The following is a 17,484-nucleotide window of genomic DNA, read 5'->3' as shown; positions in this document are numbered from 1 at the left end:
GAAACCTTATTGGAGAGGAGGTGAAATTATGGCTATAGTCTCAATGAAGAATCTGCTTGAGGCAGGGGTGCACTTCGGTCACCAGGCTAGAAGATGGAACCCGAAGATGAAGCCATATATCTTCACCGAGAGGAACGAAATCTACATCATCGATCTGCAGAAGACATTGACCCTCATCGAACAGGCTTACAAATTCGCTAAGGATACTGTAGCTGACGGTGGCAATATCCTATTTGTCGGAACCAAGAAGCAGGCGCAGGAATCGGTAAAGCAGGAGGCTGAAAGGGCCAAGATGCCCTATGTCAATTATCGTTGGCTTGGCGGCATGCTTACCAACTTCTCCACCATCAATCAGAGGGTCACAAGGCTCAAAGAGTTGGAAGCCATGAAGGAGAATGGTCAGATGGAGAAGCTTCCCAAAAAGGAGGCCATGAAATTGACTGCAGAGATGGAGACCCTTTTTCGCAATCTCGACGGCATACGCGACATGAGAGGTGTTCCCAATGCCATCTTTGTCATCGATACCAAGAGAGAGCATATCGCCATCAAGGAGGCGAGAAGGCTTGAGATACCGATAATCGGCGTTATCGACACCAACGCCGATCCCGATGAGGTAGATTATCCGATTCCAGCCAATGACGATGCCATCCGGGCGGTTGCCCTTTTGAGCAGGGTGATGGCGGACGCCGCTCTCGAAGGGATGGGGCGCAGAGCGCCCGACAAGGCCGAAGAGGATCTGGTTTCGGTTTAGCGAAAGACTATTTGAGTCACATTGTACGAATGGAGGATCTTTATGACAGTTAGTGCTGCTCAAGTAAAGCAGCTTAGAGAGATGACCGGAGCCGGAATGATGGACTGCAAAGAGGCGCTCGGCGCAACCGGTGGTGATACGGAAAAAGCCCTAGATTACCTGCGCAAAAAGGGAGCGAGTGTCCTCAGCAAGAAGTCATCCAGGGCGGCCAACGAGGGGATGATAAAGTCTTATATCCATCCTGGCAGCAGGCTCGGAGTCATGGTCGAGGTGAACTGCGAGACCGATTTCGTTGCCAGAAACGAGGATTTTCAAAACTTCTCACACGACGTTGCGATGCATATCGCAGCAGCCGCTCCCCTCTGGGTCAGCCGCGATCAGGTTCCAAAGGAAGTCATCGAGAGGGAAGGGGCCATCTTCAAAGAGCAAGCACTTGCCGAAGGCAAGCCCGAGAAGATAGTGGATAGGATAATCGAGGGTAAAATGGACAAGTTCTTTGAGGCAAACTGCTTGATGGAGCAACCCTTCGTAAAAAATCCCGATATCAATATCGCCGAATACCTCTCCGAGATGGTGGCTAAGATCGGTGAGAATATTGTGATAAGAAGGTTCGTAAGATTCGCTCTCGGTGAGGACCTTTAAAGAACAATAGAGCAATTAACGAATATGGCCCGCCGCTTAAGCGGCGGGCCATAGAACATGGATGAAAGCGAGACCTAACTTGAAGCGCCCCCTTTTTAAACGAGTTCTTCTTAAGATAAGCGGAGAGGCCCTAACCAATAAGCTTGGCTATGGCATCGATCCCGAAATAATACTATCGATTGCCGATCAGATCAAAGAGGTTCACGAGCTTGGAATAGAGATTGCGGTAGTGGTTGGGGGAGGAAATATTTTTAGAGGAGTCGCTGCAAGTGCCCAAGGCATGGACAGGGCGACCGCCGATATCATCGGGATGATGGCGACGGTTATGAACTCCTTAGCTCTTCAAGACGCATTAGAAATGAAGGGGACCAAGACCAGGGTTCAGACGGCCATCTGGATGCAGGAGGTAGCCGAGCCCTATATAAGGAGACGTGCGATACGTCACCTGGAGAAGGGACGAGTCGTAATTTTTGCGGCCGGGACGGGCAATCCTTACTTCAGCACGGATACAGCCGCAGCTTTGAGAGCTCTAGAGATCGGCGCCGAAGCGATCCTGAAGGCGACAAAAGTCGGAGGGGTCTATGACTCAGATCCAGAGAAGAACCCAGATGCCAAGATCTTCTCCGAACTCAGATATATCGATGTCTTGAATAAGGGTTTAAAAGTTATGGATGCGACAGCCATTTCGCTCTGTATGGATAATGAGCTGCCGATAATAGTCTTCAATCTCAAAGAGGCGGGAAATATAAAGAAGGTCATGTTCGAAAACAACGTTGGAACGATAGTTAGGGGGGTTGGAGATAATGGTAAATGAGCTGATAAAGCAGACTGAAGAGAGGATGAAAAAGGCCATTTCGGCTTTGAAATCGGAATTTACCACAGTCAGGACCGGTCGAGCCTCGGTGGCTCTTTTGGATCGGGTTATAGTCGATTATTATGGAACAGAGACCCCCGTAAACCAATTGGCCACGGTCAGCGTTCCAGAAGCCAGGCTCCTTATCGTTCAGCCCTGGGACAAGAATATTATCGATCCGATCGAAAAGGCTATCATGAAATCGAGTCTCGGCTTGAACCCGTCAAATGATGGGAATGTTATCAGGGTTCCGGTCCCTCCTCTCAACGAAGAGAGAAGAAAAGAACTCGTCAAAATGGTTAAATCCATGAGCGAGGAGACCAGGGTCGCCGTGAGGAACATCAGGCGCGACGTGAACGATGCCTTTAAATCATCGGAGAAGGCCGGCGAGATCTCCGAAGATGAGATGAGGCGGCTCCAGACCGAAGTCCAAAAATCAACCGATAAATTCATAGCTGAGATAGATGAGATGTTGAGACACAAAGAAGAAGAAATAATGGAAGTTTAACGCTGCTTTGGAGATTTTTTGGCCATCTTAAACTACATAAGAGATAAATTTCGACCTCCAAAATATTCCCTGCGCTCAGATGATCAAAAGGAATATTTTTTTTTAAAGGGTCTTGATAAAGACCGAATACCCAGACATGTTGCGGTAATTATGGATGGCAATGGTCGCTGGGCCAAGAAAAGGGGGCTGCCCCGGGTGGCTGGGCATCGGGCCGGCTACGAAGCCGTAAGGGATGTGGTGGAGACGGCTAAAACCCTTGGGATAGGCCATCTCACCCTCTACGCCTTCTCGGCTGAAAACTGGAAACGACCCAAAGATGAGGTCGACTCGTTAATGGATCTCTTTGCCGAAGTTATCACGGCGGAAGCGCCTAGCTTAAATGAGAACGATATCAAGCTGGATGTAATAGGCCGGCTGGATATACTCTCCTCCCACGTTAGGACCGCCATCGAAGATGCTGAAAGTCTCACCGAAAAGAACGGCGGACTCAATTTAGTAATTGCCTTAAATTACGGCGGTAGAAGCGAAATAATTGATGCTGTTAAAAAGATTGCCGAAGAGGTGGACGGGGGTCTTTTAAAGCCGGGAGATGTATCCGAGGAGACGTTGGCTCAAAATCTCTATCTACCGGACCTTCCCGATCCCGAACTGGTCATAAGAACAAGCGGCGAAGAGAGGATTAGCAACTTTCTAATTTGGCAGGCTGCATATTCAGAATTTTGGACGACCAAGAAACTTTGGCCGGATTTTAGAGGGGATGGCTTCGTTTTGGCGATTGTCGAATTTCAAAAGAGAGAGCGGCGCTTCGGAGGAATAGGGGAGATTTAGGAGTAAAAGATGTATGCAATCAAGGATAGGGTTCTGACGGCTTTATCGGGGGCCCCGATACTTTTAATATTTCTCTTCTGGGGCAGACTTCCATTTGCCGCGCTCTGTTCGATGGTGATAATCTTGTGCGTTGGCGAGATTGCGATAATCTATGGCTCAAGAATAAAAAAATGGCACCGTTATTCTGGTCTGATCGCGGCCGCCCTCTATCCGTTAGCAGCAATTTTCTATGGTTACCGGGGTCTCTTGACCATCCTTTATGCTCATGTTCTTACATTTATCATCCTGCTCATGATCTACAGGAATTTAAGATCTCCTGAAATAATGTATACCGCCCTCATCAACACGTACGTCTCATTCTTTTTAAGTCACTTGATCCTACTTAGGGCAAGCAGCGCGACCATTGCCTTGGCGGTTCTCCTGGCCACCTGGGCCTTTGATATATTTGCATATTTTATCGGGAGCAACTTTGGCGCGATAAGGGTGGTGCCCAAGATTAGTCCAAACAAGACACTCGAAGGCATGCTCGGCGGGCTCGGCGCAGCCGTCATGGTTCTTCTTGTCCTGACGCCCCTTCCGCTCAGCCCGCTAAGACGGGCGGCCATCGGCTTTTTGGTGGCCGTTTCGGCCCAGGCCGGCGACCTCATCGAGTCCAAGCTAAAGCGGTTTCTGAAGGTCAAAGATAGCGGAACTCTTCTGCCCGGTCACGGCGGCTTCTTAGACCGGTTCGACAGCTTGATCCTTGCAGCCCCAGCGGTATTCTATCTGATCACTTTAAGTGGCTGGATGGCCAAATGAAACAGATAAACATACTCGGCTCAACTGGGTCAATAGGCCGGCAGGCCTTAGATGTAATTCGGAGGAAGTCTGAAGATTTTAAGGTTATCGGTCTCTCCGCTCACAGAAGCGTCGACCTTCTGCTGGAACAGATCTTAGAATTTGAACCCAAGGTGGTGGCGATCTCTGATCGGGCCTCAGCCCTTACCATAAAGGATTCGATTCCGAGCGGGATAGATCTTCTCACCGGCCCGGACTCCCCGGCAATCCTAGCCTCCCTAGATTCAGATATTCTACTAAATGCTCTTGTTGGCTCGGCTGGTCTAAATTCCACGATTACTGCTTTGAAGGCGGGAAGGGTGGTCGCTTTGGCCAACAAAGAGTCGATGGTGATAGCCGGTGATATCATCAATCAATTGATAGGTAAGGAGAGAAAGAGACTGATCCCCGTAGACAGTGAACATAGCGCGATATTCCAGTGCTTGATTGGCGAAGAGATGTCTGATGTTGAGAGGGTAATAATAACCGCCTCCGGTGGACCTTTTAGAGGAAAGAAGGAGGCAGAGCTTCAACAGGTCACGGTGGAAATGGCCCTATCCCACCCCAAGTGGAATATGGGCAACAAGATTTCGATAGATTCGGCAACCATGATGAACAAGGGGCTTGAGTTGATAGAAGCTCATCATCTCTTTAAACTCCCCTACGATCGGATCGGCGTCGTCGTGCACCCCGAAAGCATAATTCACTCCATGGTCGAGTTCAAAGACGGCTCGCTCAAGGCCCACCTGGGACCAACCGATATGAGAATACCGATCCAATATGCCTTCACCCATCCAAATCGTTTCCAGACCCCTGTCGAAAAATTCAGCCCAACAATATCCAAGAGCCTAACCTTCGAAGAGCCAGACCTAGAGACATTTCCTTGTTTGAAGTATGCTAGGCGGGCGGGCATGGACGGCAAGACTTTTCCGGCCGTTTTAAACGGAGCTAACGAGGTAGCGGTGGACGCTTTTTTGAATAAAAAGATTGCTTTTCTCGATATAGCAAAAATAGTATATAATGTACTTGCCGAGCACAAGCCCTTGAATCACCTGGATTTAGAGGCTTTGTGCCAAGCCGATAATTGGGCTCGGAAAAGGGCTAAAGACGAAATTTCACGCTTGGGGGCTGTTGGTTAATGCAGGGCAATCTTTCCGGGGTCTTACTTGCCATCTTTGGCTTGGGCCTCTTAATCATGGTCCATGAGACGGGCCATTTCGTTATGGCTAAAATCTTAAGAATAGAGGTCTGCGAATTCGTCATCGGTTACGGACCCAAAGTGATCTCTAAAAAAATCGGCGGCACCATATATGCCTTGGCGGCCATCCCTTTTGGTGGGTACGTCAAAATAGAGGACCTTAAACCCGAAGATATCTCCCTGGAGACAACCGATCTTCCCATAATGGGTGAGCAACCCTGGTTCAAGAGATTTTTGATCCTTTTGAGCGGATCTCTGACAAATTTTCTATTTGGAATCATTTTGATTAGCATCATCTTCATCAGCGGCATACCGGTTGTCTCCACTCAGATTGAAGCCATCTCACCGGGTTCAGCAGCTGAAGCGGCAGGTCTCAAACCCGGGGATGAAATCAGAGAGCTTGCAGGTGAAAAGATTTTAGACTGGGGCCAGGCCGTCGAAATAATCAGGGCAAATCCGGGCAAGACGATAGGGATCGGGTTCATCAGGTCAGGTGAGTTCCATATCGAAGAGTTGAGACTTCGAGAGAAAGAAGGAGTAGGTTTTTTGGGTGTAACGATGAGACTTACCACAAGAAGACTCCCGCCCGCCCAAGCGCTAATTAGTGCGACCGGGGCGGTTTTTGATTATGCTAAAACGATGATCGGGTTCATATTTCAATATCTTACATCGACCCTTCCAAAAGGTGTGGAGGTTAAATTCATAGGTCCCGTCGGCTTCACGAGCGAGCTTTCGAGGGGCGCAAAGGAGAACTTGCTCATTTATTTGGAGATACTAGCGCAGATGAGCGTGGGGCTTGGGGTAGCAAATCTTCTTCCCATACCTCCCCTAGACGGAGGAAAGCTGCTTCTCTTGAGCGCGGAAGGGGCAAGGAGACGGCCATTTAAGGCCAGAACCATCCTGGCCCTGCAGGCGGTAGGGATGGTTCTTCTCCTGTCTCTGACCGTCTTAGTTACCTTCTCTGACATATTTAATATCTTTGGCAGGGGAACTTAATGATCAAGCGGAGAGAAAGCAGGCAAATCAGAGTCGGGGATCTTTTCATCGGCGGTAATGCTAAAATCTCGGTTCAGTCCATGACCAATACGAGAACCACCGATGTAAAGGCTATGATAGAGCAGATAGAGCGGCTTAAAACTGCTGGCTGTGAGCTCGTTAGGGTTGCCGTAGTCGATGAGGAATCGGCAAGGGCGCTCCGACAGATAAAAGATTCGATCGCAATTCCACTTGTGGCCGACATCCACTTCGATTATAAATTGGCCCTCTTATCAATGGATAACGGTGCGGATAAGATAAGGATAAACCCGGGCAATATCGGATCTGAAAAAGGTCTTAAGTCCATCTTGGACAAGGCCAAAGAGATGTCTGTGCCGATCAGGATCGGGGTAAATTCTGGTTCGCTACACAAAAAATATAAGGAGGCAAAAGGGGGCTTGAGTAAGGCTCTTGTCGACAGCGCTCTGGAATATACGAATCTCTTTGAAAAGCATGGCTTTGGTGACTACATCATCTCGGTGAAGGCCGCATCGCCCATGGAGACAGTCGAGGCCTATAGGCAACTTTCGAAAAAGAGCGACGCTCCCTTGCATATTGGCCAGACCGAAGCCGGAACCCTTCTTATGGGAGCTGTTAAGTCATCGGTTGTGCTCGGAATTCTCCTTGCCGAGGGCATCGGTGACACGCTTAGGGTCTCTTTGACCGATGATCCGGTACGTGAAGTGGAGGTAGGGTACAAGATACTATCGGCTCTCGATATAAGGAGGGACTTTATTGAGGTTATATCCTGCCCAACCTGCGGTCGTTGTGGGGTCGATTTGATAACTCTAACCCAAGAGGTGGAGGATAGGCTATCCACCGTGAGAGGTCCTCTAAAGGTTGCCGTAATGGGCTGCGTGGTGAATGGTCCCGGTGAGGCGAGGATGGTCGATGTTGGTATTGCAGCCGGACTCGGTGAAGGTTTATTATTCGTAGGTGGCAGACCGGTCAGAAAGGTATGCGAAACGGATCTGGTCGATGTCCTGGTTGAATATGTAATGAAGATGCGAAAGGGTCAGCAGATTGTCTAATGACAAGAAGGGCTTTGTCGAAGAGATAACTGACAAGAGCCGAGACTTTAGAAAGTGGTATACCGAAGTCATTTTGGCTGCGGAACTAGCCGATTATGCCCCGATAAAGGGCTGCATGGTGATACGGCCATACGGCTACGGAGTCTGGGAGCTGATGAAAGGACTCCTGGATGCCAAAATCAAGGCGACCGGCCATGAGAACGCTTACTTTCCCTTATTCGTTCCGGAAAGTCTTTTGGCCAAAGAGTCAGATCATATTGAGGGATTTGCACCGGAGGTCGCCTGGGTGACTCATGCGGGAAATGAGCCCCTCGAGGAGCGGCTTGCAATAAGGCCGACTTCCGAAGCGATTATCGGAAGCATGTATTCAAAGTGGATCGACTCCTGGCGTGATTTGCCCGTCATGATAAACCAATGGGCAAACGTAGTTCGCTGGGAGAAGGTAACCAGGCCCTTTCTTAGGACGACCGAATTCTTGTGGCAAGAGGGTCATACCGCTCATTCAAATGAAGAAGAGGCCGAAGACGAAACGTTAAAAATGTTGAATGTATATAAGGATTTTGTCGAGGATGTTCTGGCACTACCGGTCTATTTTGGCAAAAAGAGTGAAAAGGAGAAGTTTGCGGGAGCTCTTAGGACTTACTCTATTGAAGCACTCATGCCAGACGGCAAAGCCCTCCAGGCCGGCACTTCGCACAATCTCGGTCAGCATTTTGCCAAAGTATTCGATATCACCTTTCAAGATAGAGATGGGTTAAGAAAATACGCTTGGCAGACGAGTTGGGGAGTTTCCACCAGGCTTTTAGGTGCTCTGATAATGACTCATGGAGACGATCAGGGTCTGATACTTCCGCCCAAGGTCGCCCCAATCCAAGTTATTATCCTCCCGGTATATGGCGATCAGGAGAAAGAGGTTCTTGTCGAAGAGAAGGTTTTTGAGCTTGAATCGGCCCTCTCGTCTGATGTTCGCATCAAGGTCGATCGCAGGCGGGAACATTCACTCGGCTGGAAGTTCAATGAGTGGGAGCTCAGGGGCGTGCCGATAAGGATCGAAATCGGTCCCAAGGACATCGAAAAGGGACATGTGGTTATGGTTAGAAGGGATAACCGGAAAAAGGAATTCGTAAAGATGGATGAGATAAGGGCCGCCATAGAGACCAATCTAGAAGATATCCAAAAGAACCTCTTTGAGAGGGCTCAATCTTTTAGGGATACAAATACCTTCAAAGCATCTTCATTTGATGAATTTGCACAAATCATGCTGGATAAACAGGGCTTCATCAGAAGTTACTGGTGTCAGGGTTCAGATTGCGAAGAGAGGGTCAAGGATAAGACGCTCGCAACTGTCAGGTGCCTTCCCTTTGAGCATGAATCCGGGAAATGCATAGTCTGCGGCAGGCCCGGAATCGTCGCCTATTTTGCCAAGGCATATTAGAGGTGAGCTCTCAATTGGAAAGATCAGCCAGACATGTAGCTGCAATAATCCCTGCCTTCAATGAAGCTGGGAGAATCGGGGCCGTGATCGAAGAGCTTATGAAGGTAGACCTCTTAGACGAGATCATCGTGGTCAACGATGGTTCGACAGACAAGACTGCCGAGGCGGCTCAACTATACGATAGGGTCAAAGTCATCAACAGACCGACCAACGAGGGCAAGGGCGCCGCGATTTGGACGGGCATCAAGTCGACTGAGGCCGACATCCTTCTTTTAGTAGATGCGGACCTGGTTGGTCTCAAACCCCAGCACATCAGAGATCTAGTTGACCCTTTACTTAAAGGGGACGGAATAGATATGACCGTCGGAAAATTCACCAAAGGTAGGGCAGCGACCAATTTTTCACAAGCTCTTGTTCCAAATATTTCCGGTCAGAGGGCCTTTAAGCGGTCGTTTCTGACTGGCATGGGTGACTTTTCCAGGTCGGGCTTTGGGGTGGAAATCGCCTTCACCAAACAGGCCAAAGAGATCTCTGCTAAGGTTATCGAGGTTCCGATGGCCAGCGTAACTCACGTTATGAAAGAGGAGAAGCTCGGGATTCACAAGGGATTTTCCGAGCGCTTAAAGATGTATAAAGATCTCCTCCTTCACCTTCTTCATCTAGACAACAGGAAGTGGGATTAAAAGCCAGCTAGGATGTTAGCAGGTCGATTGCGCTAAAAAAAATATTATGTTAATATCTAAAAAGCTTAAAGGTTGTAATTTTGAGTGGGTACAGAGCCCACTTTTTTTAATATATTGGGGACAGAGAACTAGAGGTTCAATGGGCAAGATCAATCTGGACGACTTAGAAAACATCTTGATGGATGACTTAAATAAGCTCGGCTTGAATCTTTACGATATCGAATACACGAAAGAACCGGCTGGCAACATATTGAGAGTTTACATAGATAAAGAGGGCGGTGTGGGAGTTGACGATTGCTCAAAGGCAAGCCAGAAGCTCTCTAAAAGCCTTGACGAGTCGGAGGCGATAGATGCAAAGTATTTTCTGGAGGTATCTTCGCCTGGAATTGAAAGAAGGCTAAGGCGTCCGAAGCACTTTATGGATAGCATCAATTGCAGGGTGAGCCTAAAGACCAAAAGTAGTATGGAAGGCAGAAAAAAATTTGAAGGGATTATTAAAGACGCAAGTGATTCTGGTTTGACTCTAGATCTGGATGGTCAAACATTGAATGTTGACTACGATGAAATTTCGAAAGCTAACTTGATAGCAGAATTCTAAACCTTGTCGGTTTTTGAAAGGAGTTTTCGAGTGAACCTTGATCTTATCGAGGCCATAAGACAGATAGAGCGAGAGAAGAAGATAGACGCCGATGCGATATTTGAAGCGCTCAGCGATGCGCTCAATTCTGCCTACAAAAAGGATTGTGGTCTTGCCCCCAACGTCTATGTCGATATAGACAGGCAGACGGGGGAGATAAAGGTGTTATCTCAGACTGAGCTCAAGACCGATTCCGGGATCGAAATGGTTGAAGAAGAGATAACGCCGAAAGACTTCGGGAGAATAGCGGCTCAGACGGCTAAACAGGTCATCCTACAAAAGATCAGGGAGGCCGAAAGGTCTCTCATGTATGAGGAGTACATAGATCGAGAAGGTGATATCGTCACCGGTATCATTCAACAGAGCGACCAGAGATATACGCTCGTCAATCTGGGCCGGGTTGAGGCCCTTCTGCCCCCCTCAGAGCAGGTACCAGGGGAGAGATATGAACACGGCATGAGAGTGAAAGCCTATATCATCGAGGTGAGACGGACCTCAAAAGAGCCGCAGATAATCCTCTCGAGGACCCATCCTGGTTTGATCAAACGCCTCTTTGAGCTCGAGGTCCCCGAGATTCTCGATGGCTATGTTGAGATCAAGGCCGTCTCAAGGGAGCCTGGCTATCGTTCCAAGATAGCCGTATCTTCCAGAGATGAGAGCATAGACCCAGTCGGAGCCTGTGTGGGTCCCAAGGGTTCCAGGGTTCGCATGGTCGTTTCAGAGCTTAGAGACGAGAAAATTGACGTGATAAGATGGAGCGACGACGCTGCCGAATTCGTGGGGAATGCTTTGAGTCCGGCCAAGGTGAAGTCGGTTAAAATAAACGAAGAGGAAAAGACGGCCGAAGTCGTTGTCCCAGATGACCAGCTCTCACTGGCCATCGGCAAAGAGGGGCAGAACGCAAGGCTTGCAGCAAAGATCACTGGCTGGAGGATCGACATCAAAAGCGACTCTCGAGCTGCGAGGGAGGCAGCAGAGAGGGCGCTCGCCCCCATGCCGGAAACCGAAGAAGCAGACCCAGGCGACAGGTGCAAAGCCGTCAAGAAATCTGGTGAAAGGTGCGCAAACAAGAGTCGGCCGGGTAGCGATTATTGCGGAGTCCATAAAAGGCTGGAATAGAAGTGTCTTTAAAGAAACAGCCGCTTAGGAGATGCATTGCTTGCTATAAGTCCTTTCCAAAGCGCGATCTCAAACGAGTGGTATGCACCAAAGATGGCGATATAAGGGTTGACCCGACGGGAAGAGAAGCTGGCCGGGGCGCCTATTTTTGCAGCATGAAATGTTTCGAAGAGGCGGCCAAAAAAAAGAGGATAGGGGCAGCCCTAAAGACAGCCGTCGATAGAGATTTGATAGAAAGCTTGGGCCTTAGTCTGGCCGAGATATTTGCTCAAGAGAGCTAAACTTAATTAAGGGTGATTTGATTGTCAAAACGGATTTATGAACTTGCAAGCGAACTCGATATAAACAGCTCAAAGTTGATGGACGAGCTTAAAGAGATGAAGGTCTCTGTCAAAAATCACTTTGCAAGTCTCGACGATAAAACGGAAGCGGCTCTCAAGGAGAGGCTGAAAACCCCATCTAAGCCGGAGATGATGAGTAAAGATAAGAAGAGTGATTCCAAACCCAAAGTTGAGGAGAAGCCAAGAGAAGAGGCTCCCGCTCCTAAGCCAGCGGGGAATAAACACTTAAAGACGGAGCCAAAAGCGGACGCTTTTACCAAACAAGCCGAAGAGGGCATAAGGGTCATGGAAGGCTCGACGGTAAGCGAGATAGCCAATATCTTCTCAAAGAATCCGACGGAGATCATAAAAACCCTAATGAACATGGGAGAAATGGCGACCATTAATCAGCCTGTAAGCCGCGAAGCCATTGAGATTTTGGCCGACGAATTTGGGCTCAAAATCCATATCGTAACCTTGGAGGAGGAGATGGAAGAGGAGGAACCCCTTCAGGTTGACGTAAAGGACTTAAAGCCACGTCCGCCGGTCGTTACCGTAATGGGTCATGTGGATCACGGCAAAACGCTTCTTTTGGACGCCATACAAAAGACCGATGTGGTCTCGACAGAGGCGGGGGGGATAACTCAGCATATAGGGGCCTACCAAGTCGAGAGAAACGAAAAGAAGATAACCTTCATCGACACCCCGGGTCACGAAGCCTTTACCGCCATGCGGGCAAGGGGAGCTAAGATTACCGACATAGCCGTCTTGGTCGTTGCGGCCGACGACGGTGTCATGCCTCAGACGGTAGAGGCCATAGACCACGTAAAGGCCGCTGGAGTGCCGATCCTTGTTGCCGTGAATAAGATTGACAAGGAAGAGGCCAATCCGGACAAAGTCAAACAGCAATTGACCGAGTATGGCCTTGTGCCGGAGGAGTGGGGTGGAGACACCATCTTTGTAAATGTTTCCGCCAAGAATAAGATCAATATAGATGAACTCCTAGATATGCTGCTGCTCTTGGCAGAGATGGCCGATATAAAAGCGCCTGATAAAGGACCTGGATATGGCACGGTCATCGAGGCCTTCTTAGACAAGGGCAAGGGTCCGGTTGCTACCGTCCTCATCCAGGGCGGCTCTCTTAAGGTGGGCGACGCGGTTGTAGCCGGCTACGCAAGCGGCAAGATCCGGGCCATGAGGGACGACAAAGGAAAGAAAGTCAATGTAGCCAAGCCCGGTCAACCGGTTGAGCTGACCGGTTGGTCGCAGACGCCAAACGCCGGAGACACCTTGAAAGAGGTCTCGGATGAAAAGAGGGCGAGGCAGATCTCCGAGGAGAGGCTCTTGAAAAGGAGGGTCTTGGAGAAAGATTCACACAGACACATTGCTCTAGAAGACCTCTTTAACCAGATCAAAAAGGGCGATATTCGAGATTTAAATCTTGTCGTTAAAGCGGATACCCAAGGCTCGATCGAAGCCCTCTGCGGGGCTCTTGGTGAAATCGACCAGACAGAGGTCAAGGTGAGGGTGATACACAAGGGCGTTGGGGCAATCACGGAGACAGACATAATGCTCGCTTCAGCCTCCAATGCTGTAGTTATCGGATTCAATGTCCGGCCCGACGTCAAAGCCAAGGAGCTTTCCGATAGGGAGAACGTAGATGTCAGGATGTATCGGGTTATATATAAGGTTATCGAGGACATCGAGGCCGCCAGGAAGGGTCTCTTAAAACCCACCCTTGAGGAGGTTGAGACCGCGACAGTTGAGGTTAAGGATATCTTCAAGGCTTCGAAACTTGGAACCATAGCTGGATGTTTCGTTACCCAAGGAGAGGTCAACAGAAAGGATAGCTTGAGGGTGATTCGAGACGGAACGGTCGTATTCGAAGGCAATGTCAAGTCCTTGAGGAGATTTAAGGACGATGTCAATTCGGTCAAAAGCGGTCTTGAATGCGGAATAGTCATAGACAAGTTCTCCGATATTCAGCTCGGAGATGTCTTAGAGTTCTATAAGATTGTGGAAAAAGCTGCCCTTTAAGTAGAGGAAAGAGCATTTGAATGGGCACAGTTGTTGGACTTCTTGAACTGGATCTCATCGTAACTGCATCGGACTCGCTCAAAAGTAAGCGTCGCGTCATAAAGAGTCTAACCCAAAGACTTAAGAGTAGGTACAACCTCTCAGTCAAGGAGATATCCGGTCAAGACCTCATCCAGAGGAGCCTTATCGGAGTTAGCGCTGTCTCCTCCTCTGAATCCGAGATGAGGGACTTTTTGGAGAGGATAATAGACCTTACGATCGAGATTAGTGAGGCGGAATTGGTTGGTTCCAAGATTCATATATTTCACTCAAATGATGATGAATAGGGGGATTAGATGGAATTCTCCCGGCAGAATAGGGTCAAAGAGGCTCTTAAAGAGGAGATAAGCCAGGCGATAGTCAAGCTAAAAGATCCTAGGATCGAAATGGTTACCGTGACCGATGTCGATGTCACTCCGGATCTAAAAACCGCCTACATATATATAAGCTCGATAGAAGAGGAGAGACAAGCCGAACTCGTCGAGGTACTAAATGGAGCCAAGGGCTTCATCAAGAGGGAGATGTCAAAGTCCCTCCATCTGAAATATACGCCGGAATTGATCTTTAAGTGGGACTTATCTATCGAGAGAGCATCCAGGATATCCAAGATCATTTACAGCTCAAGCTTAGGCGAAGAGGAAGGTCAGTGAATAGATACGGTCTCTCATCCAAGGAGTCGATGGGCGTCAAAGCCAAGGATGAGGAAATTCGAGCTGTAGTCCGAGAAATTGAATCTAACCAAAGGTTCGTCCTCGCCACCCACCGTGATCCAGACGGTGATGCAATCGGCTCACTTATCGGTCTTGGTCTCTTTTTGAAAAAGATCGGAAAGGATGTACGCCTCGGTTGGGATGACCGAAGAATCGAGAGCGACGTCGACTTAAAGCCAGAGATACCTTCGATCTATGACTTCCTTTCAACTGATGATCTGCTCGCCAACCTGTCCGTAAGCAGCGATCACCTCGATTGCTTTATCGCTCTAGACTGTGCTAGCTTAAGTCGGCTTGGCTCCCTGAACGCCTTTATCGATATCTCCCCCGTTTCGATAAACATCGATCATCACCAGGGCAACCTAGGTTTTGCCAAGATCAACTTCATTGACGTAAATTCCCCGGCAACAGCAGAGATGGTCTATAGGATCATAAAAGAACTCGATGGAGAGCTTGATTTCAATATCGCCTCTTCGCTCTATGTCGGTCTGGTTACCGATACTGGACGTTTTCAATATTCCAATACGGATGAGTCCACATTCGCTATGGCCAAAGACCTTCTCGCCTACGGCGTCGAGCCTGCCAATATTTTCAGAAATGTTTACGAGAACGAGAGCCTAAGCTACTTAAAGCTTATCGAGCGCTTTCTCTCCAGAGCCGTCTTGGATGGCGCGATAATCCACTCCTTCATAAATCAGGAGGACCTCACCGTTTTGGGCGTAAAACTGGATGAGACGGAGAGCCTAATAAACATGCTCAGGGTCGTCAAAGAGGCCAAGGTAGCCTTCGTTCTCAAGGAGACAGTTGAGGGCAGATGGAAGGTGTCGCTTCGTTCCAAAGGTGAAATCGACGTTGCCCGAGTAGCAAGTTTCTTTGGCGGAGGCGGCCACAAAGCGGCAGCCGGTTACGTTTCCGCCAAAGAGAGAGTTGAGACAACCCAAAAACTGATTGATACATTGAAAGCAGCCAATTGAATGGAATCCTACTCATAGATAAACCAAAGGGAATTACCTCACATGATCTGGTTGCCCAGGTAAAAAAGTTGTTAAAGGCTAAAAAGGCGGGCCATACCGGCACTTTGGACCCCGATGCCACCGGTCTTATGATAATTCTGGTCGGCAAGGCGACCAGGTTAGCTAAGTTTTTTGAAGGCGACTCAAAGACCTATCTTGCAGAGATGACCATCGGCATCAGCACAGATACTCTGGACGCCTCAGGCAAGGTCTTATCAAAGTCTCCACCTTCGATAACGAGAGAAGATTTGGAAAAAACGCTCTCGGCCTTTCGCGGAAGAATAACTCAGAAGGTGCCTATGTTCTCTGCTGTAAAGGTGAACGGCAAACCCTTATACAGCCTGGCAAGGCTGGGGAGAGATGAGCCGAGGCCGACAAGAGAGGTTGAGATATCCCTGCTCAAACTGATCTCCTTTGAGCCGGGTAAATATCCCAAGGCAACCCTCAAGGTCGGCTCCTCCAAGGGAACGTACATAAGATCGCTCGTCTCCGACATCGGAGACGCTCTCGGCGTCGGAGCTCACCTTTCAAGTCTTGTAAGGCTGAGGTCAGGTCGCTACTCATTGGAGGAGGCCATCACTATGACTAAGCTCGAAGAACTGGCAAGGAAGGCCAGCGCTGATGATGCGGTAATTCCAATAGAAGCGGCCCACTTGAATATGCCCAAAATCTCCGTTCCAAGTCACGTCGAAAAGAGGGTAACGGCCGGAAATCCGGTCAGCGACCCGAGCCTAAATGGGGTCGAGCCGAGCCAGGATATCTTGGTCTTAAATGAGGAGAATCGGGCTGTTGCGGTTGGAAGCCTGATTAAGGACGAGTCGGGGGTCAATCTGCTAAAACCTCATATAGTTCTTGAGGAGTTAACTTAAATGGAAACGATAATCGGTCTGGAATCGCTGGGTGATTTAAAGGGAGATACCGTGGTCGCTCTGGGCTTTTTTGACGGCGTCCATCGGGGTCACAAGAAGACGATAATGACCTGCGTGACCGATGCTAAAACCCTCGGTGCAAAAAGCGTCGTTCTGACCTTCTTGCCCCATCCTGAAGCGGTCTTATCGCCGAATGAGCATCCTCCTATACTTACCGATTTCGATTCCAAAGAGAGACTCATATCGGAACTTGGGGTGGATCTACTCCTTTTTATCCAATTTACGCTCAAGTTTTCAAAGCTGACTCCCGAAGAATTTGTAGACGAGGTTTTGTTGAAGCGATTAAGCGCCGTCGAGGTGATCGTCGGCGATGGCTTTAGATTCGGTCATAAGGCTAGAGGCGACGCCCTTCTCTTGAAGAGGTTGGGCGAAGAGAAGGGATTTAAGGTTAAGGCCCTACCTTTGGAGAACTTTGAAGGTAAGCCGATAAGCAGCACCAGAATCAGAAAGCTTCTTATGGACGGTGAGATTGAGAGGGCGGGGAAGATCCTTGGACGTTATCCCAGTTTGAGCGGGACCGTGGTCAGCGGGTTTGGTCGCGGAAGGAGCATGGGTTATTCCACGGCCAACGTCGAGCTCGCCGAGGAGATACAGTTGCCTCAGGACGGGGTCTATGCCGGCACCGCTCACTTCGATGGCCGCTCTATGAAGTGCGTTATAAATATTGGCTCATCGCCCACCTTCGGTCTTCAAGATAGGCGGATTGAGGCTTATATATTAGATTTTGATTCCGACCTCTATGATAAGAAGATATATTTAGATCTGTTTGCAAAGTTGAGGTCTCAAGAGAAATTCTCAAGCAAAGAGGAGTTGGCACGTCAGATCGAACGAGACGTTCGAAAAGCGGCCAGTTTATTAGCATAAAAAGTTTACGGAAATATTTAACTATGGTAGTATAAG

Annotated in this window: 20 protein-coding genes; all 20 read left to right on the top strand. The window is 48.9% G+C overall.

All coding sequences use genetic code 11. The features are described 5' to 3' along the window. The first annotated feature begins 28 nt into the window (after nucleotides 1–28). Nucleotides 29–751, top strand: coding sequence for a 30S ribosomal protein S2 (gene rpsB / locus QMD53_01210; protein ID MDI6799297.1), 723 nt, complete (start codon nucleotides 29–31; stop codon nucleotides 749–751). 42 nt (nucleotides 752–793) lie between these two features. Next, nucleotides 794–1,393 (top strand): translation elongation factor Ts, encoded by a 600-nt coding sequence (gene tsf, locus QMD53_01205; protein MDI6799296.1) that lies wholly within the window; start codon nucleotides 794–796, stop codon nucleotides 1,391–1,393. 61 nt (nucleotides 1,394–1,454) lie between these two features. Beyond that, a complete protein-coding gene (pyrH, locus tag QMD53_01200) occupies nucleotides 1,455–2,207 on the top strand; it encodes a UMP kinase (protein ID MDI6799295.1) in 753 nt (250 codons plus the stop codon). Continuing rightward, complete coding sequence (gene frr, locus QMD53_01195; protein MDI6799294.1) at nucleotides 2,197–2,754, top strand: ribosome recycling factor; 558 nt, start codon at nucleotides 2,197–2,199, stop codon at nucleotides 2,752–2,754. The genes pyrH and frr overlap by 11 nt, the downstream gene beginning before the upstream one ends. A 69-nt stretch (nucleotides 2,755–2,823) precedes the next feature. Beyond that, nucleotides 2,824–3,582 (top strand): isoprenyl transferase, encoded by a 759-nt coding sequence (locus tag QMD53_01190; GenBank protein ID MDI6799293.1) that lies wholly within the window; start codon nucleotides 2,824–2,826, stop codon nucleotides 3,580–3,582. Nucleotides 3,583–3,591: 9 nt separating this feature from the next. Continuing rightward, nucleotides 3,592–4,380, top strand: a complete 789-nt coding sequence (locus QMD53_01185; GenBank protein ID MDI6799292.1) for a phosphatidate cytidylyltransferase — start codon at nucleotides 3,592–3,594, stop codon at nucleotides 4,378–4,380. After that, nucleotides 4,377–5,537, top strand: a complete 1,161-nt coding sequence (locus QMD53_01180; protein ID MDI6799291.1) for a 1-deoxy-D-xylulose-5-phosphate reductoisomerase — start codon at nucleotides 4,377–4,379, stop codon at nucleotides 5,535–5,537. The genes QMD53_01185 and QMD53_01180 overlap by 4 nt, the downstream gene beginning before the upstream one ends. Next, on the top strand, nucleotides 5,537–6,592 hold the full coding sequence (locus QMD53_01175; GenBank protein MDI6799290.1) for a M50 family metallopeptidase: 1,056 nt from the start codon (nucleotides 5,537–5,539) through the stop codon (nucleotides 6,590–6,592). Before QMD53_01180 ends, QMD53_01175 begins: the two co-directional genes overlap by 1 nt. After that, a complete protein-coding gene (ispG, locus tag QMD53_01170) occupies nucleotides 6,592–7,662 on the top strand; it encodes a flavodoxin-dependent (E)-4-hydroxy-3-methylbut-2-enyl-diphosphate synthase (GenBank protein ID MDI6799289.1) in 1,071 nt (356 codons plus the stop codon). Before QMD53_01175 ends, ispG begins: the two co-directional genes overlap by 1 nt. Further along, on the top strand, nucleotides 7,655–9,097 hold the full coding sequence (gene proS / locus QMD53_01165; GenBank protein ID MDI6799288.1) for a proline--tRNA ligase: 1,443 nt from the start codon (nucleotides 7,655–7,657) through the stop codon (nucleotides 9,095–9,097). Before ispG ends, proS begins: the two co-directional genes overlap by 8 nt. 14 nt (nucleotides 9,098–9,111) lie before the next feature. Further along, on the top strand, nucleotides 9,112–9,780 hold the full coding sequence (locus QMD53_01160) for a glycosyltransferase family 2 protein (protein ID MDI6799287.1): 669 nt from the start codon (nucleotides 9,112–9,114) through the stop codon (nucleotides 9,778–9,780). Between the two features lie 139 nt (nucleotides 9,781–9,919). After that, nucleotides 9,920–10,378, top strand: coding sequence for a ribosome maturation factor RimP (gene rimP, locus QMD53_01155; GenBank protein MDI6799286.1), 459 nt, complete (start codon nucleotides 9,920–9,922; stop codon nucleotides 10,376–10,378). Nucleotides 10,379–10,408: 30 nt separating this feature from the next. Further along, nucleotides 10,409–11,536: a transcription termination factor NusA gene (gene nusA, locus QMD53_01150; GenBank protein MDI6799285.1), complete on the top strand. Its 1,128-nt coding sequence runs from the start codon at nucleotides 10,409–10,411 to the stop codon at nucleotides 11,534–11,536. 2 nt (nucleotides 11,537–11,538) lie between these two features. Next, nucleotides 11,539–11,817 (top strand): YlxR family protein, encoded by a 279-nt coding sequence (locus QMD53_01145; protein ID MDI6799284.1) that lies wholly within the window; start codon nucleotides 11,539–11,541, stop codon nucleotides 11,815–11,817. A gap of 21 nt (nucleotides 11,818–11,838) precedes the next feature. Next, nucleotides 11,839–13,893, top strand: coding sequence for a translation initiation factor IF-2 (gene infB, locus QMD53_01140; protein MDI6799283.1), 2,055 nt, complete (start codon nucleotides 11,839–11,841; stop codon nucleotides 13,891–13,893). A 20-nt stretch (nucleotides 13,894–13,913) separates the two neighbouring features. Continuing rightward, on the top strand, nucleotides 13,914–14,219 hold the full coding sequence (locus QMD53_01135; GenBank protein ID MDI6799282.1) for a DUF503 domain-containing protein: 306 nt from the start codon (nucleotides 13,914–13,916) through the stop codon (nucleotides 14,217–14,219). A gap of 9 nt (nucleotides 14,220–14,228) precedes the next feature. Beyond that, nucleotides 14,229–14,582, top strand: coding sequence for a 30S ribosome-binding factor RbfA (gene rbfA, locus QMD53_01130; protein MDI6799281.1), 354 nt, complete (start codon nucleotides 14,229–14,231; stop codon nucleotides 14,580–14,582). Further along, the gene (locus QMD53_01125; GenBank protein ID MDI6799280.1) at nucleotides 14,579–15,616 is read left to right on the top strand and encodes a bifunctional oligoribonuclease/PAP phosphatase NrnA; all 1,038 of its coding nucleotides are present in this window, start codon (nucleotides 14,579–14,581) and stop codon (nucleotides 15,614–15,616) included. The genes rbfA and QMD53_01125 overlap by 4 nt, the downstream gene beginning before the upstream one ends. Further along, entirely contained in the window at nucleotides 15,613–16,524 is a 912-nt protein-coding gene (gene truB, locus QMD53_01120) for a tRNA pseudouridine(55) synthase TruB (GenBank protein ID MDI6799279.1), read from the top strand. The genes QMD53_01125 and truB overlap by 4 nt, the downstream gene beginning before the upstream one ends. Then, a complete protein-coding gene (locus QMD53_01115; GenBank protein ID MDI6799278.1) occupies nucleotides 16,525–17,448 on the top strand; it encodes a bifunctional riboflavin kinase/FAD synthetase in 924 nt (307 codons plus the stop codon). Nucleotides 17,449–17,484 lie beyond the last annotated feature (36 nt).

The organism is Actinomycetota bacterium, assembly GCA_030017835.1.
Classification (GTDB): Bacteria; Actinomycetota; Aquicultoria; order UBA3085; family Oleimmundimicrobiaceae; genus Yes70-04.
The sequence above is the reverse complement of the archived record's forward strand: the minus strand, read 5'-3'. Positions and strand labels throughout refer to the sequence as shown.